Origin of the sequence: Dethiosulfovibrio faecalis, assembly GCF_021568795.1 — a bacterium.
In the GTDB taxonomy this organism is placed as follows: Bacteria; Synergistota; Synergistia; order Synergistales; family Dethiosulfovibrionaceae; genus Dethiosulfovibrio; species Dethiosulfovibrio faecalis.
The window spans coordinates 19,949-46,093 of record NZ_JAKGUE010000005.1 but is presented as its reverse complement, the minus strand read 5'-3'; the positions used below and the strand labels follow the sequence as shown (position 1 = coordinate 46,093).

20 protein-coding genes are annotated in these 26,145 nt (G+C 55.2%); 11 read left to right on the top strand and 9 right to left on the bottom strand.

What is annotated here, in order from left to right; all coding sequences use genetic code 11:
* Nucleotides 1-62: 62 nt before the first annotated feature.
* A complete protein-coding gene (locus L2W58_RS05670; protein ID WP_236102296.1) occupies nucleotides 63-425 on the bottom strand; it encodes a response regulator in 363 nt (120 codons plus the stop codon).
* Nucleotides 426-581: 156 nt separating this feature from the next.
* Here L2W58_RS05670 and L2W58_RS05665 point away from each other — a divergent pair, with 156 nt between their 5' ends.
* From L2W58_RS05665 to L2W58_RS05645, 5 genes are all read left to right on the top strand, one after another.
* The gene (locus L2W58_RS05665; protein ID WP_236102294.1) at nucleotides 582-1,343 is read left to right on the top strand and encodes an acyl-CoA dehydratase activase; all 762 of its coding nucleotides are present in this window, start codon (nucleotides 582-584) and stop codon (nucleotides 1,341-1,343) included.
* A gap of 5 nt (nucleotides 1,344-1,348) precedes the next feature.
* Nucleotides 1,349-2,500 (top strand): double-cubane-cluster-containing anaerobic reductase, encoded by a 1,152-nt coding sequence (locus tag L2W58_RS05660; RefSeq protein ID WP_236102292.1) that lies wholly within the window; start codon nucleotides 1,349-1,351, stop codon nucleotides 2,498-2,500.
* 50 nt (nucleotides 2,501-2,550) lie between these two features.
* Complete coding sequence (locus L2W58_RS05655; RefSeq protein WP_236102291.1) at nucleotides 2,551-3,543, top strand: sugar ABC transporter substrate-binding protein; 993 nt, start codon at nucleotides 2,551-2,553, stop codon at nucleotides 3,541-3,543.
* Nucleotides 3,544-3,636: 93 nt separating this feature from the next.
* Nucleotides 3,637-4,395, top strand: coding sequence for an ATP-binding cassette domain-containing protein (locus L2W58_RS05650; protein ID WP_236102289.1), 759 nt, complete (start codon nucleotides 3,637-3,639; stop codon nucleotides 4,393-4,395).
* Nucleotides 4,392-5,357, top strand: coding sequence for an ABC transporter permease (locus tag L2W58_RS05645; protein ID WP_236102287.1), 966 nt, complete (start codon nucleotides 4,392-4,394; stop codon nucleotides 5,355-5,357). Before L2W58_RS05650 ends, L2W58_RS05645 begins: the two co-directional genes overlap by 4 nt.
* Here the strand turns inward: L2W58_RS05645 and L2W58_RS05640 are convergent.
* The 4 genes from L2W58_RS05640 to L2W58_RS05625 form a co-directional block, all read right to left on the bottom strand.
* Nucleotides 5,354-6,313: an ABC transporter ATP-binding protein gene (locus L2W58_RS05640; RefSeq protein ID WP_236102285.1), complete on the bottom strand. Its 960-nt coding sequence runs from the start codon at nucleotides 6,311-6,313 to the stop codon at nucleotides 5,354-5,356. The genes L2W58_RS05645 and L2W58_RS05640 overlap by 4 nt on opposite strands.
* On the bottom strand, nucleotides 6,288-7,958 hold the full coding sequence (locus tag L2W58_RS05635) for an ABC transporter permease (protein WP_236102283.1): 1,671 nt from the start codon (nucleotides 7,956-7,958) through the stop codon (nucleotides 6,288-6,290). The genes L2W58_RS05640 and L2W58_RS05635 overlap by 26 nt, the downstream gene beginning before the upstream one ends.
* Nucleotides 7,942-8,958, bottom strand: a complete 1,017-nt coding sequence (locus L2W58_RS05630; protein WP_236102281.1) for an ABC transporter substrate-binding protein — start codon at nucleotides 8,956-8,958, stop codon at nucleotides 7,942-7,944. The genes L2W58_RS05635 and L2W58_RS05630 overlap by 17 nt, the downstream gene beginning before the upstream one ends.
* Before the next feature lie 71 nt (nucleotides 8,959-9,029).
* Entirely contained in the window at nucleotides 9,030-9,806 is a 777-nt protein-coding gene (locus tag L2W58_RS05625) for an HD domain-containing protein (protein ID WP_236102280.1), read from the bottom strand.
* 118 nt (nucleotides 9,807-9,924) lie between these two features.
* On the opposite strand from L2W58_RS05625, the gene deoC reads away from it, so the two are divergent.
* Both deoC and pepV read left to right on the top strand, forming a co-directional pair.
* Nucleotides 9,925-10,602 carry a deoxyribose-phosphate aldolase gene (deoC, locus tag L2W58_RS05620; protein ID WP_236102278.1) on the top strand — a complete coding sequence of 226 codons (678 nt, stop codon included), beginning with the start codon at nucleotides 9,925-9,927 and terminating at the stop codon, nucleotides 10,600-10,602.
* Nucleotides 10,603-10,684: 82 nt separating this feature from the next.
* Nucleotides 10,685-12,091, top strand: coding sequence for a dipeptidase PepV (gene pepV, locus L2W58_RS05615; protein WP_236102277.1), 1,407 nt, complete (start codon nucleotides 10,685-10,687; stop codon nucleotides 12,089-12,091).
* Nucleotides 12,092-12,147: 56 nt separating this feature from the next.
* On the opposite strand, the gene L2W58_RS05610 is transcribed toward pepV, so the two are convergent.
* The 3 genes from L2W58_RS05610 to L2W58_RS05600 form a co-directional block, all read right to left on the bottom strand.
* A complete protein-coding gene (locus L2W58_RS05610; protein ID WP_236102274.1) occupies nucleotides 12,148-14,373 on the bottom strand; it encodes a right-handed parallel beta-helix repeat-containing protein in 2,226 nt (741 codons plus the stop codon).
* 148 nt (nucleotides 14,374-14,521) lie between these two features.
* Complete coding sequence (locus L2W58_RS05605; RefSeq protein ID WP_236102273.1) at nucleotides 14,522-16,774, bottom strand: right-handed parallel beta-helix repeat-containing protein; 2,253 nt, start codon at nucleotides 16,772-16,774, stop codon at nucleotides 14,522-14,524.
* A 110-nt stretch (nucleotides 16,775-16,884) separates the two neighbouring features.
* Nucleotides 16,885-19,296: a right-handed parallel beta-helix repeat-containing protein gene (locus L2W58_RS05600; RefSeq protein WP_236102271.1), complete on the bottom strand. Its 2,412-nt coding sequence runs from the start codon at nucleotides 19,294-19,296 to the stop codon at nucleotides 16,885-16,887.
* Between the two features lie 308 nt (nucleotides 19,297-19,604).
* Between L2W58_RS05600 and L2W58_RS05595 the strand changes: the two genes are divergently transcribed.
* The 4 genes from L2W58_RS05595 to L2W58_RS05580 all read left to right on the top strand — a co-directional run bounded on the left by L2W58_RS05595 (nucleotide 19,605) and on the right by L2W58_RS05580 (nucleotide 24,157).
* Complete coding sequence (locus tag L2W58_RS05595) at nucleotides 19,605-20,183, top strand: DNA-3-methyladenine glycosylase I (RefSeq protein WP_236102269.1); 579 nt, start codon at nucleotides 19,605-19,607, stop codon at nucleotides 20,181-20,183.
* Nucleotides 20,184-20,286: 103 nt separating this feature from the next.
* Complete coding sequence (locus L2W58_RS05590) at nucleotides 20,287-21,627, top strand: sodium-dependent transporter (RefSeq protein ID WP_236102267.1); 1,341 nt, start codon at nucleotides 20,287-20,289, stop codon at nucleotides 21,625-21,627.
* A gap of 18 nt (nucleotides 21,628-21,645) precedes the next feature.
* Nucleotides 21,646-22,419, top strand: a complete 774-nt coding sequence (locus tag L2W58_RS05585; RefSeq protein WP_236102265.1) for an ABC transporter substrate-binding protein — start codon at nucleotides 21,646-21,648, stop codon at nucleotides 22,417-22,419.
* A gap of 205 nt (nucleotides 22,420-22,624) precedes the next feature.
* Nucleotides 22,625-24,157, top strand: coding sequence for a glutamate synthase-related protein (locus L2W58_RS05580; protein ID WP_236102263.1), 1,533 nt, complete (start codon nucleotides 22,625-22,627; stop codon nucleotides 24,155-24,157).
* Nucleotides 24,158-24,265: 108 nt separating this feature from the next.
* On the opposite strand, the gene L2W58_RS05575 is transcribed toward L2W58_RS05580, so the two are convergent.
* On the bottom strand, nucleotides 24,266-26,098 hold the full coding sequence (locus L2W58_RS05575) for a hypothetical protein (protein ID WP_236102261.1): 1,833 nt from the start codon (nucleotides 26,096-26,098) through the stop codon (nucleotides 24,266-24,268).
* Nucleotides 26,099-26,145 lie beyond the last annotated feature (47 nt).

The following is a 26,145-nucleotide window of genomic DNA, read 5'->3' as shown; positions in this document are numbered from 1 at the left end:
ACGATCGGATAAAGATAAAAAAGGTGGGGACATCCGACTAGAGAGGTCCCCACCTCGTTTTTTCAGCTTCCCATGGCCTGTTCTATCGCCTTCCAGACCGCGTCTTCCTTGAAGGGCTTCACGATGAAGTCCTTCGCTCCCGCCTTTACCGCCTCTATTACCATTTCCTTCTGTCCCATGGCGCTTACCATCACTATCTTCGCCTTCGGATCGAACCCTATGATGCCCTTTACCGCCTCTATGCCGTTCACATGAGGCATGGTTATGTCCATCGTGACCACGTCGGGAGAGTGTTTCTTGTACATCTCCAGGGCCGTCTTTCCGTTGTCCGCTTCGGCCACCACTTCATGTCCCATCTTGGTAAGCATGTTGGACAACATCATACGCATGAAAGCGGCGTCGTCCACCACCATAATTCTAGACATAGGTCTCCCTCCTATCGGGTCCACTTTGTTTTTTAAGTATATCAGTCCTGTCGCCATCGGTCATGACGCAGTTGACTCATTTATCCGTGACCTATATACTATTCGCTTGGATCATAATCAAAGTAAATAAATAATATTACCGATAGGGGTGATCCTTTGCTGACCATAGGTGTCGATATAGGGTCGGTGGGAACCAAGGCAGTTCTGTTCGACGGAGACATAGTGGACCGGCATCTTGAGTCCACCGGTTGGAATCCCTCGGAGGCGGGGCATAGGGCCATGGAGTCCCTGTTGAAAAGGAACTCGTTGTCGCCAGGCAGGATCGACCGCGTGGTCTCCACCGGATACGGCAGAAAGTCCTTCGCGGAGGTGGATAAGGCGGTCACGGAGATAACCTGCCACGCCAGAGGAGCCCACTTCATGGACCCGGAGATCCGTACCGTTCTGGATATAGGAGGGCAGGACAGCAAGGTGATTCTCCTGGACGATCAAGGCAGGGTCTTGGATTTCATGATGAACGATAAATGCGCCGCCGGTACCGGCCGTTTTCTTCAGGTAATGGCGACCTTGCTGGAGTATTCCATAGAGGAGTTCGGGGCGGTAGACCCGGATGGAGAGATGCAGAAGATCTCCAGTATGTGCACCGTCTTCGCCGAGTCGGAGGTCGTCAGCCATCTGGCCAAAGGAGTCAGTAAGGATGCGGTGGCCTTGGGGTTGCTCGAGTCGGTGGCGGTCAGGGCTTCCTCCATGTTGGGCCGTCTGGGGATAAAGCCCGTAGTGGGCTTTACCGGCGGGGTTTCCCGCTGTCCTTCCCTGGTCTCTCTTCTGGAGGGGCAGCTGAGCTGCGACGTTAGAACTTACGGAGACTCTCATTACGCCGGAGCCCTTGGCTCCGCCCTGATAGCCTCCGAGCTGTGAGGAGGATGAAGCGCGTGTCGAGGATAGACGAACTGCTGGCCGATGTGGAGGCCCATTTAAAAGACGGGGTCCTTCAGGTAAAGGAGGCGTCCGAGAAGGGGCGTCCCATCGTCGGAACCTATTGTACCTTCGCTCCATGGGAGCTTATCACCGCGGCCGGAGCCATCCCGGCCACATTGTGCGCCAGAGGAGAGGACCCCATAACCGCGGCGGAGGAGCATCTGCCCAGGAACCTCTGCCCTCTGATAAAATCGAGCTACGGCTACGCCTTGACCGATAAATGTCCCTACTTTCACTTCTGCGACATGGTCATAGCGGAAAGCACCTGTGACGGCAAGAAGAAGATGTACGAGCTTATGTCGAGGATGAAGCCCCTACACTTGATGATGCTGCCTCAGACCGCCGAGGGAGACGGATCCCGGTCGGCGTGGCGTGCCGAGCTGGACAGGCTAAAAGACGGACTGGAAAGGGCTTTCGACGTTTCCATAAACGACGGGGCTATCTCCGAGAGGATCTCCCTTAGAAACAGGGAGCGTCTGGCCCTGAAATCCCTCTGGGAACTGTCCAGGTTGGATCCTCCCGCCATAACCGGCAGGGAGCAGTTCCTCATATCCGAGTATTGCGAGTTCCACTTCCACAAGGAAGATCTGGTCCCCTGGCTGGAGAACCTGGTCTCTCAGATCCGAGAGGCCTACGACCTAGGGGAGAGGCGGGTTTGCAAGGACGCCCCGAGGATATTGATAACGGGCTGTCCTCTGGGAGGAGCTCAGAAGGTCATCCACGCCATAGAGGACGCCGGAGCCGTGGTCGTCTGTTACGAGAACTGCGGAGGCGTCAAGGAGCTGGGCTTCCTGGTGGACGAGGACAGACCTCCGATGGAGGCCCTGACGGATAAATATCTCAACGTGGGCTGCTCCGTCATGACCCCCAATACCTCCCGGATGGATAACCTGAAAAAACTTATCGAAAACTACAGTGTAGACGGAGTGGTGGAGGTGGTCCTTCAGGCCTGCCATACCTACGCAGTGGAGACCTACGAGGTCAGAGAGCTGGTTCGTTCCACCGGACGGCCTTATATGTCCGTCGAGACCGATTATTCCAAGAGCGACATAGGCCAGCTCTCCACCAGAATAGGCGCCTTTTTGGAGATGCTGTAACGTTTTTCCATATAAATCTATATCTTTAAACGACGGAGAGGTGTGGTTCTATGAGGGTTTTATCTAAGATAGCTGCGGTTTTAGTGTTCTGTGTCGTCATGGCGGCTGGAATGTCCTTCGGTGGGCAGACACGAAGCGGAGAAGGAATGAAGGTCTGGTTCGATACGGGAGGTCCGGTAGGGGGACCATACAACACGATAGTGGCCAACGGTGCCAAACAGGCCGCGACCGATCTCGGTTGTGAGCTTACTCTGGTGTACTCGGACTGGAGTCCGGAGAAAATGCTGGAAAACTTTAAGAACGGCCTGGCAATGAACCCCGACGGTATGGTGGTCTATGGCGTTCCGGGAGACGATGCCTACGAGCCTCTGATTGAAGAGGCTTTGGAAAAAGGTATAGTGGTAACCGCCGTAGATACCGAATTTTTGAGGTTACAGGAAAATTTTAAGTCGAAGGGATTTGGCTACATCGGAGCGAACAATAGAAAGCAGGGTGAAACTCTGGCCTTGGAGGCTCTGAGGAGAGGAAACTTTAAGAAAGGCGATCGTGCTTTCCTCTGGGGGCGTAAGAGGAACGAAAACAGCGGAATAAGAGCCCGAGCCATCATAAAGGTACTTGAAGAAGCGGGGCTCACTGTAGACTACCTGGAGATATCTCCTGAGATAGACAAGGATACCTCTTTAGGAACTCCAATAATCACCGGCTATCTATCTAGCCATCCAGATTGCAAGCTGATGATCATGGATCATGGGGCTCTCACCTCGCAGGTAGGAAATTTTCTTAGGGCCGCTGGAGTGAAACCAGGCGAGATATTCACCGCTGGCTTCAGTCTGTCCCCTGCAACTGCGACGGCCATTGAAGATGGCTATCTTACCTTGGTATCGGAACACCAGCCTTATCTGCTGGGGTATTTGTCGGTGGTTCAGGTCGTCCAGACTAAAAAATATGGATTCGGCGGTTTGGTTATCGATACGAGCGGAAGCTATGTTACCGCCGAAAACATAAAGGATATCGCTCCTTTGGCCGCCAAGGGAATTCGTTGATATTTCGATAGATGTGAAAGAGTCGAACGGGGACGAGAGCGTAGATGCTTTCGTCCCCCCTTCGTGGTTGACTAATCTGAAGGTGGTGGGGATTTGGAAAGACTTGTTCAGATGCGTGGAGTAACGAAATCTTTTGGCTCCGTGGAAGCCCTTAAGGATGTGGATTTTTCCCTGGAAAAGGGGGAAATAGTGGCTTTATTGGGTGATAACGGTGCGGGAAAATCCACTCTGATAAAGATCTTGTCCGGAGTTTATCGTCCTGATATGGGTTCCATGGCTGTCTCGGGACAGGACGTGGACTTTAGTCTCTACGATGTGAGGATGGCCAGATCTCTTGGGATAGAGACGGTGTATCAGGAAAGGTCTTTAGGCGAAAAACAGCCGCTTTGGAGGAATGTCTTCATAGGACGTCATATAACTGATCGTCTGGGCTTCATAGACGTAGCCCGAGAAAAAAGAGAGACCTTGAATCTATTGTCGACTGTATTGGGCCTTAAGGGAGTAGGCCTTAGTCCTGACGCCAGGGTGGGAACTCTTTCGGGTGGGGAAAGACAGGGACTTGCCATAGCAAGAGCCATGTATTTTGGAGCGGAGATAATAGCTTTAGACGAACCTACCACCGCATTGGCACTGAGCGAAGTGGAGAAAGTACTTTCCTTTATAAGGTCCATAAGAGACGAGGGGCGTTCCTGCATAGTTATAAGCCACGATCTGGGACATATCACCAGTGTAGCCGATCGTTTCGTCCTCATGGATAGAGGCAGGGTGGTGGCCTCTTATAACAACGGTGAAATATCTACGGAGGAACTGGTGGGAGTTATGCTTCATTTGGTTAATGGAGATATTTCATGATAATGTGGTTGCTCAGGAAATATAGGTTGCATCTATTGGTTACGTTGGCTCTTGTCGGGCTTTTGGCTTCTTTCATGATCGCCAGTCCTCAGACGTTTCTGAGTATGAGGATCTACAGATCGTTTATGTCGACCATACCGGTTACCGCCATACTCGCATTGGGGATGACTCTGCTTGTCGTAGTGGGGGAGATGGACCTTAGTTTTCCGTCGATAGCCGCCGCAGCTTCATACTTCTTTGCCGAGATATTCGTCCGAACCGGCTCTCTGTTGCTAGCTTTTTTGGGTGCCATGGTCTCTGGCGTCTTTATGGGGTGGATCAATGCGATCGTGGTGGTCCGCATAGGGGTGCCGTCCATAATAGCTACCATAGGAACTCAGTTTTTCTGGCGAGGCCTGATACTTCTTCTCTCCGATGGCGTTGCCATCAGTCTGGCTGAAATCCGAGGATCTTTACTTCATCTTCTCTTCGTCGGTCGAATAGGAGGGGAGATCCCTGCCCAGACGGTATGGTGTTTAGCCTTAGCCGTCTTGTTGGCCTTTATCCTAAATCGACATATCTTTGGCGATGCATTGCTGTTTATCGGCGACAACCGTCGCACCGCCCTCATGATGGGTGTACCCGTGGCGAAAGTTAGGACAAAGGCGTTCGTCCTTATGGGCGTTTTATCTGCCTTTGCTGGGTTGTTGTCCACCTTTGAGCTGGCCAATTGGTGGCCGACCCAGGGCGAGGGGTATATGTTGTTGGTCTTCGCTTCGGTTTTCGTGGGGGGTACCTCCGCCTACGGAGGAGAGGGCACCATATACGGTTCGTTGATAGGGGCCGCCATAATAGGCATAATAGAGGCTGGCATAGTGAGCGCCGGGCTGGCCGGGTTCTGGACCAGACTGGTCTATGGGCTTATCATAGTGGTGTCGGTCTCAATCTATACCTTGATGGCCAGAAGAGGAGGGACAAGCTAGTCCAGATGGACCAGCTTGTCCCTGTTCAGCTTTAGATGCACCGAATTTCCCTCGTCCCATCGCGGATCGTCCCTGCTCAGAACGTCGGCCTCTATCGTCGATTGTCCGACCCTTACGGAGTAGGTGGTCATGGCACCCTTGAACTGTCGGCCGATAATCGTTCCGGTGAAGTCTCCTCCGTCCGAGGAGAGAGATACGTCTTCCGGGTGAACGGCCGCTCTGCGTCCGTCGCCCATGTCCACGAAATTACTCCTTCCGATGAAATCCGCCACGAAAGAGGTATCGGGATGGCTGTATATCTCGTAGGGCGTTCCGGTCTGGGCTACGATCCCCCTTTCCATGACGGCGATCCTGTCCGAGAGGGCCAGTGCCTCCTCCTGGTCGTGGGTGACGTATATGGCCGTTATTGCCATGTCCCTTTGAACCCTTCTTATCTCCGACCTCATCCTGATCCGGAGCTTGGCGTCCAGGTTGCTGAGAGGCTCGTCCATCAGCAACACCTTGGGACGGATCACCAGCGCTCTGGCCAGTGCCACACGCTGTTGCTCCCCTCCGCTCAGCTGATGTATCGTCTTTTCCTGCGACGTGGGAAGTCCGACCCTCTCGAGCATCTCCTCCGCCGTCCTCAGCGCCGCCTTTTTCTTTATTCCTCGAAATTTCAATCCGTAGGCGACGTTCTGGAGCACCGTCATGTGTGGGAAGAGGGCGTAGCTCTGGAATACGGTGGCGGTCGGTCTCCTCTCCGGTGGAAGCTCCGTGATGTCCTCTCCGTCCAGGGTGATAGTGCCCCCATCTGGGCTTACAAAACCTCCCACCATCTTGAGAGTCGTCGTCTTGCCGCATCCGCTAGGTCCCAGCAGGGAAACCATCTCGCCTTCCTCTATGTCGATGGAAAGCCCGTTCACCGCGGGAATCCCTTCGAAGCTTTTTTTAAGGTCGTTCAGTCGAAGATACATCTCGATCCTCCCGTCTCTTCCCGCCTAGGATCACTCGGGAGAATATCAGGTTGACCGCCATGGTTACGGCCACTATGACGGAGGCCATGGCGGAACTCGCTCCTATGTCGCCGCTCTGTATGGCCTCGAACATCTCCGCCGTCATCACCTTCGTGTAGGGGGTTATCAGGAAGATTATCCCCCCCACGGTGGTCATGGTGAAGGTAAAGGTGTTTATGAAGCTTACAGCGAAGGCCGGTGTCATCAGGGGAATCGTCACGTCCCTGAGAGCCGCCAGTGGGCCTCCGCCCTGATCCCTTACCGCGTCCTCCAGTTCGGGGTTGATCTGTCCCATGACGGATATCCCGCTTTTTATACCTATGGATAGCTGTCTGTAGACGCAGTTCGTGACTATCAGAAACCCCGAGGCCAGTACTGCCTCTGGCATCCAGTTGAAGGCCAGGAGATAGGCTATGCCGAAAAACGGTCCCGGCAGTATGAAGGGCAGATCCGCCACGAAGTCTATCATCCTGACCAGAGGACCTTCGGCACGTCCGAGGTATCTGGCCATGAGCACCCCCATGAGCCCCGCCGCCGTCGCCGCCGTAAAGGCGTACTTAAGGCTCCTGAACAGGCTGCCCATCTTGGCTATCTTCAGGGCTTCCATATGTCTGTAGGTGAGGGAGAAATCCACTCCCCAGGTCTTCACGAAGGCACCGCAGAAGATGGCACCGTATTTGGCGATCTCGAAGGCGACGTAGCTCCAGACCACTAGGTATATGACCGTCCCCAGTGCCCTGGGAAGGCGGGATTCGGACGATGTTCCGCCTCCGGGTTTCACCGAGAAGAGGGAGTTTTTCCCCATAAGCCTTCTGTATATCACGAAGGCCACGAGGGCGGGCAGAAGCAGCAGAGTGGATATGGCTGCGGCCTTGGGAAGGTCGTAGGATCCCACCGCGGTGGTGTAGGCGTGGGTGGCGAGGACGCTGTAGTTTCCCCCTATGAATATGGGGGTTCCGAAATCGGACAGAGATCTTATGAAGACTATAAGCCCCGCCGTAACTATGCCCGGTCTGGCCAGGGGGAGGGTGATCTTCGTCAGGGTAGCTCCCTTCCCGGCTCCGAGGTCCAGAGACGCCGTCTCGAGGTCCCTGTCCATTCCCTTGAGCACCGCCATTATGAGAAAGGCGGCTATGGATGCCAATCCCACCGACTCCATCAGTATTATGCCGTGAGGACCGTAGGGGTTCCAGTGAAGTCCCAGCAGTTTCCACGATATCAGGCCCCTCCTGCCGAACAGCATGATGTAGGACAGAGAGGACATGAATGGCGGCGATATCAGGGTCATCATTAGCACCGCCAGAACGGCTCTCTTGCCGCGGTAGTCCGTGTGGGTGACGTATAGGGCGCAGCATAGTCCGATTGACAGGGCGAACAACGTGGTCCAGAACCCTATGAACAGGCTGTTTTCGATCAGTCCGTAGTTTTTTACGATGAGGTCTTCATAGCAGGCCAGGCTGAAGCTGCCGTCGGGATAAAGGCTCTCCCTTAGGATTGCGATGGTCGGCCACAGGACGAATGCCAACACCCCGGCGGAGAGAAGGACGAACGGCAAAAGAGGGGCATCGTGAGATGCCCCTCTTGCGTGTCTACTCGGTTTTCTCACCGAATTCCTTCTGCCATCTGCCAAGTATCTCTTTGCGTTTCTCTCCGGATTTTATCGGATCCACCAGAATTATCTTGGCGTCCTTCAGTCCCTTGAGATACTCCGGTACCTCCGCGTCCGGCCTGGTCCCGACCTTTGCGGTGTTTGCCATCTGGACCTCCTGGCCCCTCTTGGAGAGACACCAGTCGACGAAGGCTTTAGCCGCCTCCATGTTCTTTGCTCCCTTCATTATGGCGACCGGAGCCAACGATCCGGGGGTGCCTTCCTCGGGAAAGACGGAGATCACCGGATGTCCCTGAGCTATCAGTTTGACTCCCACGTCGTAGGGGTCTATTCCGACTGCCACCTCGCCCATGGCTGCCTTGTTCGGCGGAGCGGAGCCTCTCTTGGTGTAAAACGGGATGTTGGCGTCGATGTTTCGGATGACCTCCCAGCCTTTTTCCTCTCCGAATATCTCGAGGATCTCGAAGATAACCGAGTAGTTGGTGCCGGAGATGGTCGGGTTGCTCATCATTACCTCGTCCTTGTACTCCGGCTTGCCCAGGTCGATCCAGCTTTTAGGGGCGGGAAGTCCCTTTTCCTTCAATATGTCCTTGTTGACGATGAAATCAACCGCCACAAGGGACAGTCCGGTCCAGAATCCATCGGGATCCCTGTATTCCTCTGGGATCTTCTCCGCCTCGGGAGAGACGTAGCTTTCCAGGAACCCCTCCTGGCCCGCGACCATGAAGCTGTCGACTCCGCCTCCGAACCAGGCGTCCGCCAGATTCTTGCCCTTGGACGCTCTAAGCCTGGTGAGGACCTCTCCGGAGGACATCTCCAGATAGTTGACCTTGATCCCCGTATCCTTGGTGAACTCGGCGAAGGTCTCGTCTATGCCGGTGGCGGCGACGAAAATGCTGATGCTCTGCCCTGCCAAGGGTTTGTCCGTCTGTGCGAACGAGATAGAGGCCACCGCCAAGACCGCCGATAAAGCTATTAAAATCGTAGCCTTTCTCATTTTTCCCCCTCCTCTATTATGCCTAGGGTCTATAAAAAGGATTATCTACAAGAATGTAAGAGCTGTCAACATCATCGGCAGGTCTGCGATGGCAGCACGGATCCCGTCAGGGATTCCAGAATCTCGGCGGCGGTGGAATCCTCCGGCAGACGGTCCAGAATCCACTCTAGGTCCCCTCTGTCCCTTAGGAGCTCTACCGATTGAGGGTGAGCCATGTCCTTGATCCAGCAGAGCTGAAACAGCAGCACATCCGACAGAGTCCTTAACTGGTCGTAGCGGGCCTTGCCGTAACGTCTCAATTCGTCCAGCACCGCTGGGGTGAACCGTCCTTCCGGGCCTATCCCGGGGTATATGGAGTCGGTCTCCCCTCTTTTGATGTGCTCTCGGACCACCCGGAAGATGTCTATCCTGTCGCTGTCTTTTATGAGTTTCAGAAGTTCCATCTCGTTGTCTGTGCGTTCTACCGGAAGGTCCTTCTTGTTGTGTTCTCTCGTCGTGAAGGCGATAAGCTCTAGCTCGATAGGGTCGATAATGTTCCCGGGGAAATCCTCTCTGAGAACCCTCTCCCCTCTGTCTCCGTGATCCAGAGATCTGAAGTCGTAGAATGTCCCGTAGTCCCTGTATTGAGGAAACCTTCCCAAGTCGTGAAGGAGACCGGCCGCAACTGCCAGGTGTCTGTTCGTTTCGTCCCATCCGAGTTCGTCCGCCAGGAGTCCGGCGTTTTCCGCGACCCTGTGGCTGTGTCTTTCCTTCAATTCCAGCTGAGGAAGTCTCCCGCAGGTGCTGTAGAAAGAAGCCACATAGTCGTCGAACCAGCGGCGGATTTCGTCGATTTCTTTTAGCCTCAAAATTATCTCTCCTTTCCGATTCATGAGCCATTATACTCTCTATAACGGTACCCTCGTCCCTGTTCCCCCTTAGGAGGAAGGGATATTATGTATCCGATGATAAAAGGAGGTCGATGTCTTGGATTCGTTGCGGGATCTTTGCAGAACGATAGATAACACCCTTCTCCGTCAGGATGTGTCGGTGGTCGAGGTTGAGGAGTTCGTCTCCCGGTCGATGGAGGCCCGTTTTCGTACGGTGGTGGTTCCCCCCTGGATGGTAGCCCATGCAGTCTCCATGACGGAGAACAGCGAAACCGGGGTATCCGTCGTCATCGGTTTTCCCCTGGGGTACCATCCTCTTGGAGTGAAGTTGGCCGAGATAGATCATTATATGGAAATGGGGTCAGGGGTGACCGATTTCGACGTGGTCTTGAACCTGTCTGCCTTGAAGTCCGGAATGTGGGATTACGTGGAAAGCGAGATAAGAGCTCTGGCCGGTAGGCTCTCGGACAGGATCTTCAAGCTTATAGTCGAGACACCTCTTTTATCCGAATACGAGATACGTAAAATTGGCCGTATCTGCGCCGGCGTCGACGGGCTCGACTACGTCAAGACCTCTTCCGGTTTCTGCGGAAGCCCCACCACGGAGGACCAGGTAAGGATTTTGGCGGAGACCATGATGGGCGAGAAGAGGATAAAGGTCTCCGGAGGGGTACGGTCTATGGCCGACCTTGAGAGGTTCGTCGTGGTCGGAGGAGACGTCTTCGGAACCAGTTCTGGACTATCCATAATCAAGGAGACCTGCCCGGTTTTGTAAACAAGTGTTATCCCGGCTCCGTCGGATATCCCCTATAATCGAATTCGGTGAATTTTATCGAAATATTTTAGGAGGTAGAGACGTGGAACGACTTAGACAGAGCATCGATGCCATGAAGGACGATATCGTAGCGGCCATCAGGGAAAACGTAGCGGTCAAGAGCGTGGAAGGTCCCGCCGAGCCGGGAGCTCCCTTCGGTCCCGGGCCTAAAGCTGCGATGGATAACTTCGTTCAGATAGCCGGTCGCCTCGGTTTCGAAACAGGTGTCTTCGAGGATATGGTCGGTTGGGCCGAATTCGGAGATCCCGATGCCGACATGGTGGCCATACTCGGTCACGTCGACGTGGTCCCAGAGGGAGACGGCTGGAGCTGTGATCCCTACGAGGGCAAAATAGAGGACGGCAAACTCTACGGTCGAGGAGTCATGGACGATAAGGGTCCGGTGATCTGCGCTCTCTACGCTTTAAAGGCCATAAAAGATCTCGAGATCCCCCTCAAAAAGAGGGTTAGGATCCTGATCGGAACGAACGAGGAAAGCGGCAGCAAGGCCGTAGCCCGTTACGTAGAGGCAGGACAGGACCTCCCCGTCGCTGGTTTTACCCCCGATGCGGAGTACCCGCTGATAAACGGCGAAAAGGGTATCGTCATAGCCAGGCTCTCCGCTCCCTTCAAGGCAGAAGGAGACGTTCAGGTGGTTTCCTTCGACGGAGGCGTGGCGCCTAACTCGGTGCCTTCGGTGGCCAAGGCGGAGATCCTCGTGAAGACCGATATGGCCGAAAGGGTCAAGTACACCGTATCGAACTGGCACGGCCCCGAGAGGGCAAAGCTTTCTTTGGACGATAAGGGTGAGGGACGTTTCCTGCTGTCCATGGAGGGAGTTCCTGCCCACGGGAGTCTTCCGGAGCAGGGAGTCAACGCAGTGGCCTGGCTGGTCAAGGTCCTGCTCACACTTGGAGTTACCGGCGAGCAGGGGTGTATCCTGGCCGCCTTGGATCGCTACGTGGGGATCGACTGTCACGGAGAGAGCCTGGGAGTCTGCGTCTACGACGACGTATCCAGATACACCTCTGTCTGTTGGGGCACCATGAAGACCGAGGGGGACAGGGTCGTCTTCAGCCTTAACCCGAGGTTCCCCGTGAGCTATCGCACCGAGGACATGGTGCAGATCCTGGAGAAGACCTTCTCCGATGCTGGATTCGAGATCCTGTCCATGAGAAAGGACGAGCCTCTTTATATGCCGGAGGATTCCGAACTGGTGGTCAAGCTGATGGAGGTCTATCGTAGGGAGACCGGTCGGATGGACGACAAGCCCATGTCCATCGGAGGAGGCACCTACGCCAAGGCCATGCCGAACGTATTGGCCTTCGGTCCCACCCTTCCTGGCGAGCCGTCCAACATACACGAGGCCGACGAGTGCTGGAGCATCGAGAACATGATGACCAGTACCAAGATAATGGCCGCCGCCATAGTATCTCTGGCTCAGGACTGACGGAGTTCTTTTACAAGGTCGTATAGAAGAAAAGGAGGCTTCCTAGGGAGCCTCCTTTATCTGTATCGTCCGACCATCAGCAGAAGCGGCAGAATCAGAGCGAGGGCGAAGCCGTTGAAGTGTCCCACCGAACATCCGCCACCTCCCGAGGAAGGGGTCTTTTCCCTCCTTACGCCCTCTATCATGAAGGCCGGGTCGGTCACGCCGCCGTTGTCCCTGCCGTCCAGATCGAAGCTGCCCCCGTCGGACAGGGCCATGGCCACGATACAGCAATCGGAGACCAGGTTGTCCCTTGAAAGAGCGCCCTTGACCGTGGGATCCGCTGGTGTGCCCTCGGTCTCCAGCACGGCGAAGCTCCCGCCGGTGAGGTCGGAAAGTTCGTAGACCCTGGAGTAGGGCAGAACCTTATCGGAGGAGAGCACCTTAACTATCTGTAGCAGGTCGGAGCTCTTCCCCCTGAAGCAGTCCGGGATCTGGAAGAACACCACAGCCGTTGTCGGCTCGTTCGTAGCCTGGTCCTGGGCCCTGGCCTGGATCAGGGCCCTGAAAAAGGGCAGAGACAGACCGGAGGTCCCTTCCCTTATCTCCATGTCGGTGGATAGGGGCAGAAGCCCCTCCATGGCTTCGCCTTTTATATAGACCTGCCCCGTATCGTCTATGGCCAGAAGGGGAACCAGATCCTCTATAAGGGGCTCCGGGACCAGGGCCCTTCTCAGGGCCTCCCTCAGTCGGTCCGTCTTTTCCTGTTCCGTGGCGTCGCCGGATATTTCGACGATTATGGGAACCGCCACGGTGATCCGGTCCGACCTGGGCAGGATCACGTCCGAGGACAGAATCGGCGTCAAAGAGGGTTGAACCGGTATGGGCTCCGGCACAGGTTCGGGTTCCGGCTCTGGAGTCGGCGTAGGGGTCGGAGTCGGTTCCGGCGTAGGCGTAGGCGTCGGAGCGGGAGGAGGGACCGGAGTCGGCTCCGCCTCGTAGGCCCCCATGTCGAAGGAGAGCCCCTGGGGCCTGGCTACGCCACGTTGGTCCGCGGCAGGAGCACCGATGGAGGTACCGGAGTTAAGAGCCGAGCTTCCCGCCAGCAGGGCGCAGGTCTTGGTGGCCCCCCCGTTGGCCGCCAGGGGCCCGAGCCTGGGATCGGCCGAAATATTAGTGGGGTTGCCGAAGAGGGTAGTGTCCACTACAGAGTATGTTATTGTGGTGGTCCCTACGTCGTTGGTGGTCTGGCCAACCGTGGTGTTCGATCCCCAGAGGATACAGTTCATCACTGTAACGTCGCTGTTGTAGTTATGCATCCCATCGCCGCCGTCGGTGGCGGTGTTTGCCGAAAAAGTGCAGTTGGTTATCCTTGGAAAGCCGGTATTGTTATACATCCCCCCACCATAGTGGGCGGCACTGTTGTCCGAGAAGGTGCAGTTGGTCACAGTAGTGTTGTTGTTGTAATTGTATATTCCGCCACCATAGTTGGTGGTGGTGTTGCCGGAGAAGGCGCAGTTTGTCACATTAGCGTTGCTGCTGTAGTTGTACATTCCGCCTCCTAAGTAGGAGGTATTGGCCCAAAAAGTGCAGTCCGTCACAGTCGGGGAACCTCCGAGGTTATACATTCCTCCACCAATGCCGTGGATGTTGGTGTGATTGCCCGAAAAGGTGCAGTTGATCACGGTAGTGATGCTGTTATAGTTGTACATCCCACCACCGCCGCTGGCGTTGTTGTCAGAGAAGGCGCAGTTTATTATCCTAGGGGAGCATCTGTAGTTGTAAATCCCCCCGCCGTTGCTGGCGTTGTTGCCCGAAAAGGTACAGCCGATCACAGTCGGTGAGGCTTCGTTGTTGCACATCCCCCCGCCATAGACCTGAACTGATGAACTATCATTGGCGTTTCCACCTGTGACGGTGAAGCCGTCCAGCACCGCTGAGGTCGTGACTCCGGCCCCTGCGTATACTACGTGATAGCTCAGATTTCCTCCGCTCAGGATCGTCACGTTTGCCGCCGGGTCACGCTGGCTGCGAAGAGATTCCGTGCCCACAAATCCACCATAGAGGCCGACTCCGTCCTTGAGTGTAAAGTATACGTCTCGAGACACTGTATGGGGCCGATAGGTCCCAGCCGCCACCCATACCTCGTCTCCATTTACGGCACAGTCCAAGATCGCGGTCAGATCCGAGCTGGCGGAGGCCCAGGAGGATCCGTCTCCAACCCCTCCCGGTTTGACGTAGAGGACCGCTCCCTCGGAGATCCACGGAACTGAGAGGACCAAAAGGAGAGAGAGAACGCACAACGATAACAATCCCTTTTTTTGAGTCACGAACATCTTATGCACCCCATAGAATTAGAGTCGATAAATAGTCGTAGTTAACAAATATATTATACTTATTCGACTTTATATTCCAGTGGGGCTTAAGGACCAAAGAAAGCTTTTTATGGGGTTATTTTTTCACGAACACAAGCAGAGGCAGGACCATGAAGATATCCAATCCGCCGATGTGCCCCACCGAACAGCCGCCACCTCCCAAGGAAGGGGTCTTTTCCTTCCTTACCCCCTCTATCATGAAGGCCGGGTCGGTCACGCCGCTGTCCTCCCTGCCGTCCAGGTCGAAGCTGCCACCGTCGGAGAGGGCCATGGCCACGACGCGACGGTCCGAGACAGTATCGTCCCCAGAAATAGCTCCCCTGACCTCAGGGCCCGCCGAGGTCGCCTCGGTATCCAGAACCGCGAAGCAACCGTCGGTGAGATCCGACAGATCGTAGACCCTGGAGTAGGGCAGAACCATATCGGAGGAGAGCACCTTAACTATCTGTAACAGATCGGAGCTTTTACCCCTGAAGCAGTCCGGGATCTGGAAGAACACCACCGCCGTTGTCGGCTCGTTCGTAGCCTGGTCCTGGGCCATGGCCTGGATCAGGGTCCTGAAAAAGGGCAGAGACAGACCGGAGATACCTTCCTTTATCTCCATGTCGGTGGATAGGGGAAGAAGCCCGTCCATGGCTTCGCCTTTTATATAGACCTGTCCCGTGCCGTCTATGGCCAGAAGGGGAACCAGGTCCTCTATAAGGGGCTCCGGGACTAGGGCCCTTCTCAGGGCCTCCCTCAGTCGGTCCGTCTTTTCCTGTTCCGTGGCGTCGCCGGATATTTCGACGATTATGGGAACCGCCACGGTGATCCGGTTCGACCTGGGCAGGATCATGTCAGAGGACAGAATCGGCGTCAAAGAGGGCTGAACCGGTATGGGCTCCGGCACAGGTTCGGGCTCCGGCTCTGGAGTCGGCGTAGGGGTCGGAGTCGGTTCCGGCGTAGGCGTAGGCGTCGGAGCGGGAGGAGGGACCGGAGTCGGCTCCGCCTCGTAGGCCCCCATGTCGAAGGAGAGCCCCTGGGGCCTGGCTACGCCACGTTGGTCCGTGGCAGGAGCACCGATGGAGGTACCGGAGTTAAGAGCCGAGCTTCCCGCCAGAAGGGCGCAGGTCTTGGTGGACCCCCCGTTGGCCGCCAGGGGCCCGAGCCTGGGATCGGCAGACGTGTTGCCCGTCCCAACCTGGTCCGTCACCGAGTAGGCGAAGGTCGGCGTTCCTCCGCTGTTGGTTATCTGGCCTACAGTGGTACCTGAGCCCCAGAGGATACAGTTGGTCAAAGTAAAGGTGGAACTATTGTTGCATGCTCCATGGCCGTTGGTGGTAGCCGTGTTTGCCGAAAAGGTGCAGTTCGTCATCGTAAAAGAACCACCGGCGGCGTATGTCCCTCCGCCGTTGTTTGCGTGGTTTCCAGAAAAGGTGCAGTTTTTTAGCGTTGAAGATGAAAAAACGCTGAAGATACCCCCTCCGTCACCTGCTGCGGAGTTGCCCGAAAAAGTGCAGTTGTTGATGACAGTGGAAATGGTGCCTTGGTTGAACATTCCACCTCCGCTGAGGTTGGCTCCGTTGGAGGAAAAAGAAGAGTCTGTTATCGTGACCTCTCCTCCTTCGTTGTACATTCCACCGCCGTTTTGTCCCGCGATGTTATTGTAGAAGGTACAGCTTGTCACGGTCGTATTGGCAATAATGTTACACATGCCTCCACCGTGATTCAATATGGATTGGTTTAGCCCAAAGGAACAACCAATCACGGTGGGGTTCCCTTGAAGGTTGTACATGCCCCCTCCGACAGTATTGCTCTCATTGTTATTGAATATACAATTAATTACTTTAGGACTGGAGTTTTGGTTAAACATCCCTCCGCGCTCGCCCTGGTAACTCCCTGAAGAACCGTTAGCCTTACCGTAAGCGACTGTGAAGCCATCGACAACCGTCGATGCGCTAACACCCGGCCCTGCGTATACTACGTGATAGCTCAGATTTCCTCCGCTCAGGATCGTCACGTTTGCCACCGGGTCACGCTGGCTGCGAAGAGATTCCGTGCCTGCAAATCCTCCGTAGAGGCCGACTCCGTCCTTGAGCGTAAAGTATACGTCTCGAGACACTGTATGGGGCCGATAGGTTCCAGCCGCCACCCATATCTCGTCTCCACTTACGGCACTGTCCAAGATCGCGGTCAGGTCCGAGCTGGCGGAGGCCCAGGAGGATCCGTCTCCGCCCCCTCCCGGTTTGACGTAGATGACCGTCCCCTCGGAGATCCACGGAAATGATAGAGCCCAGATAATTGAGAGAAAAAACAACGCTAAGAAGCTACTTTTTCGCATCACGGACATACTTACGCACCCCATCGACATAGAGTCAGAAAATAGCCACAGTTGAAGGGTTTATTATACTTCCTCAATCGCTTTTCGGGATCCTATGGATCAAAAAAAGATCTCAGATTTTATTTCTTCACGAACACAAGCAGAGGCAGGACCATGAAGATAGCCCATCCGCCGATGTGCCCCACCGAACAGCCGCCACCTCCCGAGGAAGGGGTCTTTTCTCTCCTTACGCCCTCTATCATGAAGGCCGGGTCGGTCACGCCGCCGTCCTCCCTGCCGTCCAGGTCGAAGCTGCCACCGTCGGAGAGAGCCATGGCCACGACGCATCGGTCCGAGACAGTATCGTCCCCAGAAATAGCTCCTTTGACCTCAGGTCCCACCGAGGTCGCCTCGGTATCCAACACGGCGAAGCATCCGTCGGTGAGATCCGACAGATCGTAGACCCTGGAGTAGGGCAGAACCATATCGGAGGAGAGCACCTTCACTATCTGTAGCAGGTCGGAGCTCTTACCCCTGAAGCAGTCCGGGATCTGGAAGAACACCACAGCCGTTGTCGGCTCGTTCGTAGCCTGGTCCTGGGCCCTGGCCTGGATCAGGGCCCTGAAAAAGGGCAGAGACAGACCGGAGGTCCCTTCCTTTATCTCCATATCGGTGGATAGGGGCAAAAGCCCGTCCATGGCTTCGCCTTTTATATAGACCTGCCCCGTATCGTCTATGGCCAGAAGGGGAACCAGATCCTCTATAAGGGGCTCCGGGACCAGGGCCCTTCTCAGGGCCTCCATCAGCCGATCCGTCCTTTCCTGCTCCGTGGCGTCGCCGGATATTTCGACGATTATGGGAACAGCCACGGTCACCCGGTCCGACCTGGGCAGGATCACGTCAGAGGACAGAATCGGCGTCAAAGAGGGTTGAACCGGTATGGGCTCCGGCACAGGTTCGGGCTCCGGCTCTGGAGTCGGCGTAGGGGTCGGAGTCGGTTCCGGCGTAGGCGTCGGCGTCGGAGCGGGAGGAGGGACCGGAGTCGGCTCCGCCTCGTAGGCCCCCATGTCGAAGGAGAGCCCCTGGGGCCTGGCTACGCCACGTTGGTCCGTGGCAGGAGCACCGATGGAGGTACCGGAGTTAAGAGCCGAGCTTCCCGCCAACAGGGCGCAGGTCTTGGTGGACCCCCCGTTGGCCGCCAGGGGACCTAGCCTGGGATCGGCCTCGACGTTGCCAGTGTCGGCCCAATCCGTCACCGAGTAGGTGATGGTCGTGACCGCGCTTCCGGCGCTGAAAAGCTGGCCCGCCGTGGCGTCCGGCCCCCAGAGGACGGAGTTGGTCGCCGTGAGGGTGCCGCCAGATTGGCACATCCCCCTGCCGACCAGGGCGCCGTTGCCCGAGAAGGTGCAGTTTTTCACCGTCGCGACGCTCCCCAGGGCGTATAGCCCGCCGCCGTTGCCGACAGTGCTGTTGTCTGCAAAGGTGCAGTTCATCACCTCATCGGTGCCGCCGTTGCTGGATATCCCGCCTCCGCAGACGGAGGCGCTGTTGCCCGAGAAGGTGCAGGCACTCACCGTCACGGTGCCGCTGGCGTTGGATATCCCGCCTCCGCATCTAGCGCTGTTGCCCGAGAAGGTGCAGGCACTCACCGTCGCGGCGCCGCTGGCGTTGGACATCCCGCCTCCGTCGCCGGCGGCGCTGTTACCCGAGAAGGTGCAGCCCGTCACAGACGGCGTGCCGCCGCTGCTGTACAGCGCCCCGCCGCTTTCAGTGAGCGCTCTGTTGTCCGAAAAGGTACAGTCCGTCACCGTCGGGCTTTCCCCGTCGTTGTAGATGGCTCCGCCCCTTTCCTTGGTCCAGTTGTCCGAGAAGGTGCAGCCCCTCACCGTCGGGGAGCCCTGCAAATTGTACATCGCACCGCCGTGGTAGTTGGAGGCCAGGTTTCCCGAGAAGGTGCAGTTCGTCACCGTCGGGCTTGCCCTGTAGTTGAACATGGCGCCGCCGTTGTTTCTCCCGTTGTTGTCGCGGAAGGTGCAGTTGGAGACGGTGGGGCTGGAGTCGACGTTGAACATCCCGCCGCCGACGTCCTGGTTGTCGACGGTCGGATCGTTGGCTTTGCCGCCGGTGACGGTGAAGCCGTCCAGGATCGCCGAGGCTGTCACGCCCGGACCGGAGTAGACGACGTGGTAGCTGAGATCCCCGCCGTTCAGAATCGTCTCATTCGTCGCCGGGTCCCTCTGGCTGAGGTCCGTTTCCGTGCCTGCGAAGCCGCCGTAGAGGCCGACTCCGTCCTTGAGCGTAAAGTATACGTCTCGAGACGCAGCATCGGGCCGATAGGTCCCGGCTGCCACCCACACCTCGTCTCCGCTTACGGCGCCGTCCAGGATTGCGGTCAGGTCGGAGCTGGCGGCGCCCCAGGAGGATCCGTCTCCCGACGAACCGGCCTTGACGTATATGATCGTTCCCTCGGAGGTCTCGATCAGACCGAAAAGACAAAGGACACAGATCGATGCAGCCAACGACGATAAAAAAGATCTTAATTTAATGGACAATCATTACACCTCGGCTGAAGGAGATTTGCCTGAAAACGTGGGGATGCTTCGGTGAAGCATGCCCTATGAAGAAACGTAAATGAAGCGTATGGATTATACGCTTCATGGTCTGTTTTCACAATTGCCGTATATAGTTTAAATGTCTAAATCGTAAGGGCTTTCTTTTCCTCTTGATGGGATAGGATCCCCCATTTTGCTGGAGCATCCCGCAGAGAGGTCGTCCATGTGACGGTTGTTGCTCTTATTTACCCAAGGGCTTAGAGTAGCTTTTATTTCAGGATTGGATTTTAGTCGGGAGGACGATTTTCGTGAAAGATATCTTTCGGTGCCCATGGTGCGGGGAAGATCCCCTCTACGTCGATTATCACGACAGAGAATGGGGTGTGCCTCTGAGGGATGACAGGGCGCTTTTCGAGCTTTTGTGTCTCGAGGGGGCTCAGGCTGGTCTCAGCTGGATAACGGTTCTCAAGAAAAGGGAGGCGTACCGAAGGGTTTTCGATCGGTTTGATCCTGGGGCGGTGGCCCGTTACGGCCAGCGACGGATAGACGAGATCCTGACGGAGCGAGGGATAATAAGAAACAGGCTCAAGGTCCGATCGGTCGTGGAAAACGCCAGGGTTTTTCTGGCTTTGCAGGAAAGGGAGGGGAGCTTCTCCGAGTATCTATGGGGTTTCGTCGACGGAAGGCCTATAGAGAATCGATGGAACTCTATCTCACAGGTCCCGGCAGAGACGGATCTGTCCAGGAGGATCTCCAGGGATATGAAGAAAAGGGGATTCCGCTTCGTCGGTCCCGTCATAATCTATTCCTTGATCCAGTCGGCAGGCTTGGTCAACGACCACCTAGTGGATTGTTTTCGACATGGGGAATGTTCTAAGATGCAGTAATCTGCAGATTATTTATTTTTAGTCTTTTTTATTATTTTATGGCTTATGATACACTCCTTGTGTGAGTAGTCTGACTAACTTTCTATCATAAGGAGGCGTTATCGTGAAGGATGAATCGTCCAGGGGCGAATGGAGCAGTAAGATCGGTTTCATTCTTGCAGCCGCAGGTTCCGCCATAGGGTTGGGAAGTATCTGGAGGTTTCCCTATATCGCGGGGCAATCGGGAGGCGCTGCTTTCGTGGCGGTCTATCTCGTCCTCGTCTTTTCGATCGGGATCTCCCTGATGATGGCGGAGATAGTCATAGGCAAAAAGGGAAAGCTAAACGCCGTAGGATCCTTCGGTAAGCTGGGCGGACGGAGATGGTCTCTGGTCGGTTGGGGAGGCGTCGTGGCGGCTTTCGTCATATTATCCTACTACGGTGTCATAGGAGGATGGACCATAGCCTATATCTTCAAGTCCTTTTTCGGGCTTATGGAGGTTACCGGTGCCGGTGAGGTCGCCAGGGTCTTTCAGGATTTCATATCCAGCGGGACTCAGATGGTCTTTTTCCAATGTCTCTTCATGGGGGCGACCGTGTTCGTCGTTTTTCGAGGGGTCAGCGGAGGTATCGAGAGACTCTGTACCTTCTGTATGCCGGCCTTGTTCGTCCTGATGCTGCTTTTGATAGGGAGATCGGTTACCTTGCCGGGAGCCATGGAGGGGGTCGCCTTTTTTCTAAAGCCCGACTTCAGCAAGGTCACCGGTGAGGTCTTCCTTTCCGCTCTCGGACAGGCTTTCTTCTCGCTCTCCCTCGGTATCGGGGCCATGATAATCTACGGCAGCTATCTTCCCGAGGATTCGGACATCCCCAAGTCCAGCCTCCAGATTTGCTTCCTCACCTTTCTGATCTCCCTGATGGCCGGTCTGATAATATTTCCCTCTCTCTTTGCCTTCGGAATGGAACCAGGGGCCGGGGCCGGACTGACCTTCATAACATTGCCGGTGGTCTTCTCCAAGATGCCCGGGGGAGTGCTTTGGTCGGCGTCCTTCTTCGTATTGTTCTTCTTCGCGGCTCTGACCTCGTCGGTGTCCCTTCTCGAGGTGGCTGTGTCCTATCTCATCGACAGTCTAGGCTGGGCGAGGCGGAGGGCGACGATCTTTTTGGGATGTCTTATAACTTTGGTCGGAATCCCATCCGCCCTATCCCAGGGGGCGGCGAGGATAAACGTTTTCGGGCTTTCCTTTCTGGACGCAGCCGATTTTTTCGCCTCTAATCTGATAATGCCGATCGTCGGGTTCCTCATCTCCGTTTTTCTCGGTTGGGTCGTCCCCTCGGTCGCGGAAGAAGGCATCACCAACGAAGGAACCAGGCCGTTCGGAGGAAAGAGGATCTGGCTTTTCATCCTCCGTTTCGTGGCTCCGATATGTATACTGGTCATCTTCGTGGCCGGGCTTAAATGGTAGCAGGGAGGGATATCGGCGATGTTCAATACGTTTAAAGCGGGTGCCTTTGTGCGGTTTATATCCTCGGTTTTGTTGACGGTTTTTATCTCCGCCTCCTGCGCTTGGGCCGGAGACAGACTGGACGATATAGTAAAACGGGGCGAGATGGTTGTGGCTGTCGGCGATTTCGAGAACGAGCCGTTTTTCTTCGTCGATGATGGCGATCTCGTCGGTTTCGACGTCGATCTGGGCAGGATGATAGCGGAGGAAATCGGGGTGGACGTCCGCTTCGTCAGGGTTCCATGGGACGGTCTGATAGCCCTGGCCTGGTACAGCCGTTACCCCTGGAGTCGTTACGATATGGCGATCGCCAGCATAACCATAAGGCAGAGTCGAGCCAGAGCCTGCGATTTCTCGGACTGGTATTTCTACACGGGACAGAAGCTTTTGGTCAGAGAGGGTGACGGTTACGAGACCCCTCTCGATCTGGAGGGGAAGACCATCGCGGTGATGGCCGGTTCCACCGGCTATGAGACGGCCAAGAGGGATCTGGCTGCCCAGACGGTGGTTATGGATAGCCCTCAGGAGACCGTCGATGCCCTAAGGGCCGGGAAGGTCGACGGTGCTCTCTCCGATGCCACCATAGTGATCTCTGCGGCTAATAAGTACGACGGATTGATCGCTCTCGAGGGAATGGTTACCACCGAGAGATACGGGGTGGTGTTTCCCAAAGGGGAGGAGGCTCTTAGGAAGGTGGTCGACTCCGTGGTGGTTGAGGCTCGGAGGACCCTATACGATAAATGGTTTCGTTGAGGGACTCCGTTGCTCTCCTGGGACTAAATGACGGCAAAAGCCGAGTTGCTTGGGGCGACGTCATGTCGCCCCATTTGTATTACACGACGGCAGCTCGGAGAGACGGGCTCTAACGGGCTCCGCCGAAACGATCTTTCCGATAGTAATGTTTTGTTTTTTTGCAGTATTATGAGAGATAGTACGGCGTAGTTACAGGAAGTAATCGTTGAGAGTTTTTATAGGGGGTATTGTGATGTCCTTTTCACCTAGTTTGAGTTCCGGTTTTACGGCAGCGAGGAACAGAAGTAATTTTATCTCTCCTCAATCTGGAATGTGTTCTTTATGTACGGAGGAATGTGCAGGAACTTGTGAGATCGCTCAGGCCGCGGTTTTAGGAAAGCTGTCTGTCTATCCGACGACTACAGGTTCCAATCAAATAGCGTCGGAAAAAGATTACCCTGTCGATTTTTCTCATTTTAATATAAATGGTCGGGCTTTCGGTGCGGTAGGGCTGGATCTCGATTGCGGAGATGCTGAGATATTCAAGGTTAACTTGGCTTCCGAATATGGCTATGACGATAAAATAAAGCTTGAGCTGCCTGTCGTCCTGCCCGCACTGGTTAAAATGAACTGGGCAGATTACTTTGCCGGAGCTGCCATGTCAGGCGTTACCTGTATGGTAGGGGAAGACGCTAGAAATAAGGACTCCAGGCTTGAAATAGAGAAGGGTAAGATCACCTCGTTTCCCATGCTCAAGGAAATTCACGATAGTTATTATAAATATCACCGGGGTTTCGGTCAGATGGTGCTTCAGTGTAACGTAGACGACCATCTTATGGGAGTTCCCGAGATTGCTCTCGATAAATACGGCTTTGAGGCCCTGGAGTTTAAGTTTGGACAGGGTGCAAAGGGGACTCAGCCGGTTAACAGGCTTAAGGATTATGACGAGGCTGTGAGAAAAGTAGAGAGTGGGAACCTCGTCATGCCAGACCCATTCGATCCTGAAATACTGGCTCTTAGAGAAAAGGGCTGCTGTCCTAATTTCTACACATACGGCAGGCTCCCGATGTGGACCGAAGAGTCCATGGCAAAGAGAATTTCCGAGCTTCGTGCCATGGGTATGAAGAACGTTTACTTTAAGATGGCTGGCTTTGATCTTCCAGATATCGAACGGGTTATCGACATGGCCATTGAAAACAGAGTGGACATGATAACCTTTGACGGTGCTGGTGGCGGTTCGGGTTACAGCCCTTCAAAGATGATGAACGAATGGTCTCTACCGACGATCCTGCTCGAAAAGGCTGTCGTGGATATCTGTTCAAAACTGGAAAAACAGGGCAAGATCCTTCCTGCCATGGTAATGGCCGGTGGTTTCGCCAGTGAAGATCAGCTTTTCAAGTCCCTCGCGTTTGGAGACGGATTTATAAGCGGCATCGGTGTCTGCCGTGCCTCTATGGCAGCTGCCATGACGGGAAAGAAAGTTGGAGATGATATAAAAGCGGGCAATACGCCGGAGCTTTTCAAAAAGTTCGGTAACACCGTTAACGAGGTGTTCCATGATCTGGCGGACCTGAGGGCAATATACGGAAAGGAAGCGGATAGTTTTTCCACCGGAGCCGTTGGGGTTTTCTCCTATCTCAACAAGCTAGGCTGCGGTCTGAGACATTTTGCAGCCTTAAATCGTAAGTTTGATCTTAAATATCTGGATAGAAGCGACCTGATCCCTCTTACGTACTATGCAAGCGATCTAATGGAATAATACGAATGGGGCGACAGGATGTCGCCCCAAGGGATGTGCCGTGCGAGACAGGGCGGAGACATGTGGGACCTTTCCGAGAAAACTCGGACGTGAGTTATTAGAGGGAGCCTAAAGGTCCTCCGATATGTTCGTGACCTTCTCTTCGAGGATTTTATCGGGAGATGCGATGTCCTCCGATATTGCATCTCCCGGTCTATTCGGCAGAGAGTCCTCCGATATCGTGTCGTCCGACGGGGTAGCGGATGGAGCGGTGGTTTCCTCTTCGGAGGGATGTTCCCGCTCCACCGGCTCTTTTCTTATGGATCTGTCTCCGATACGGTAATAGACCAGCTCGTAACGGCCGATCTCCGGTCTATAGAAGGGGAATGCCTTCCCCAAGGCCAACCTTACGTCTCTGCCGATCCCCTCGTCCGGAGGGATCAGCTTCCACTCGGAGGAGACCTCGAAGAGCCGGTGGTTTATATGGGCATACAGTTTTTCTGGAAGTTCCGGTCCGTTAGGGGTGCTGTATGTCTCGACGAGACGGTTTTTATCGTCGACAGTTCCCTCCGGCAGGACCGCTATGGCGGTAGGCGAAAGTGACGTATTCCATCCCCTCTCGTCCCTCGACCACGAGACGTCTACGTCCATAGAGCAGGGGAAGGATAGCCATCCCGACGGTATCTCCATCCTGATGCAGCTTTCGTCGCTTCTCGCTATGGACAGGTTTAATTTAAACATCTCGCCGTCCAGCCATTCCCGACATCCTTTCAGGTCGCAGTAGGAGGCCAGCATGAGTATGTCTCCTGGAAGGACTCTGTCGTCATCGATGAAATCCGCCATTACATCGGAGAAACCCCTTATGTCCTTGCTGTCCATAAGGATCCTTCCGAGAACGGCGCTGCAAAGGGAGACCTGTCTTCCGTTGTCGATGTTTCTGTAGAGGTCCTCTCGAGCCTGGGGTATCATCCCCATCTCGCCCTCCAGGATGGAGGCGAAGAGATAGAACTGCCAGTCGGTGGACGAGCAGTTAGCTCTCACAAGCTCCAGGTTTTTAAGCCGCTGGACCCTCTCTCCGGCATGAAGGAGGTAAAGTCTCTCGACCGCCGTCATGGCCAGAAGCGGGTCCTTTTTGAATAGGTCCCTGTATGTCTGGTGATATCGGTTGAAGCAGTTCAGTCCGTAGTTGTCGTGGACTCTTCCTGCCTCTATCTCTGCCATTCCCGAGTAGAACCAGAAGGGGGGGAAGGCTTCGAAGGCTGGCTGGTCTTTGAGGAGTCTTCTGAGCTGTCTTGCCATGAGATCTGGATCGTACTCGTCTATCACCGCGACGAATCGGTCTATCTCCTTCTCCATGATCCTCTCTTCCTCGCCTATCTGGTACTTTCCGAAGAGTTCCCAAGAGACCCTGAGCATCTCCTTTCGCAGCTCCGTCAGTTTTCTGAGCTGCCCCTCCGTAAGCTTTATCTTTCCACGCAGTATGGCAGCGTATTCGTCCCGGTTCTTGCGATAGTCGTACCATGGGGCTCCTAGACGGGGTATCTGTTGTCTTATAGAGTCCAGGATGTCTTCGGATCCGGATAGGTTCCCGTAGATCCGTTCCCTGGTCTTGGCGGAGAAGACGGCTCTGACCTGTTCGTCGAGCCTGTCCGTCTCCGTCCTGTCGACCAGCTCTCCTAGAGCTTCTATCACCTCTATCAACTGTTCGTCTTTGATGACCGCTAGATCCAAATTTCCCGCCAGTATCTCGTATTGTCTGGCCAGTACGAGGGCGTCTTCGGTCTGTATAGCTTCGGATAGCCCGAAATCTATGTAGTTCAGAAACTGGAAGACCCTCAGTGCGTCGGCGTGCTCCTTGTTCCAGGGGAGGACGATCGCCTCCGCTTTCGGCTGAAAGGTGCAGGTTGTGCCCAGTATCGCCCACGAGATGGCGACGATGAAACAGATAGCTCCCTTTCTCATAGCAGCACCTCCTGATTCCAAAAAAGGAGGGGAACCGATCCCCTCCT

Bases quoted from the DNA above. Each gene is read 5' to 3' on its own strand.
- L2W58_RS05670 (WP_236102296.1), bottom strand. From the start codon at position 425: ATGTCTAGAATTATGGTGGTGGACGACGCCGCTTTCATGCGTATGATG.
- L2W58_RS05660 (WP_236102292.1), top strand. From the start codon at position 1,349: ATGAAGCGCGTGTCGAGGATAGACGAACTGCTGGCCGATGTGGAGGCC.
- L2W58_RS05655 (WP_236102291.1), top strand. From the start codon at position 2,551: ATGAGGGTTTTATCTAAGATAGCTGCGGTTTTAGTGTTCTGTGTCGTC.
- L2W58_RS05645 (WP_236102287.1), top strand. From the start codon at position 4,392: ATGATAATGTGGTTGCTCAGGAAATATAGGTTGCATCTATTGGTTACG.
- L2W58_RS05640 (WP_236102285.1), bottom strand. From the start codon at position 6,313: ATGTATCTTCGACTGAACGACCTTAAAAAAAGCTTCGAAGGGATTCCC.
- L2W58_RS05630 (WP_236102281.1), bottom strand. From the start codon at position 8,958: ATGAGAAAGGCTACGATTTTAATAGCTTTATCGGCGGTCTTGGCGGTG.
- L2W58_RS05605 (WP_236102273.1), bottom strand. From the start codon at position 16,774: ATGTCCGTGATGCGAAAAAGTAGCTTCTTAGCGTTGTTTTTTCTCTCA.
- L2W58_RS05585 (WP_236102265.1), top strand. From the start codon at position 21,646: ATGTTCAATACGTTTAAAGCGGGTGCCTTTGTGCGGTTTATATCCTCG.
- L2W58_RS05575 (WP_236102261.1), bottom strand. From the start codon at position 26,098: ATGAGAAAGGGAGCTATCTGTTTCATCGTCGCCATCTCGTGGGCGATA.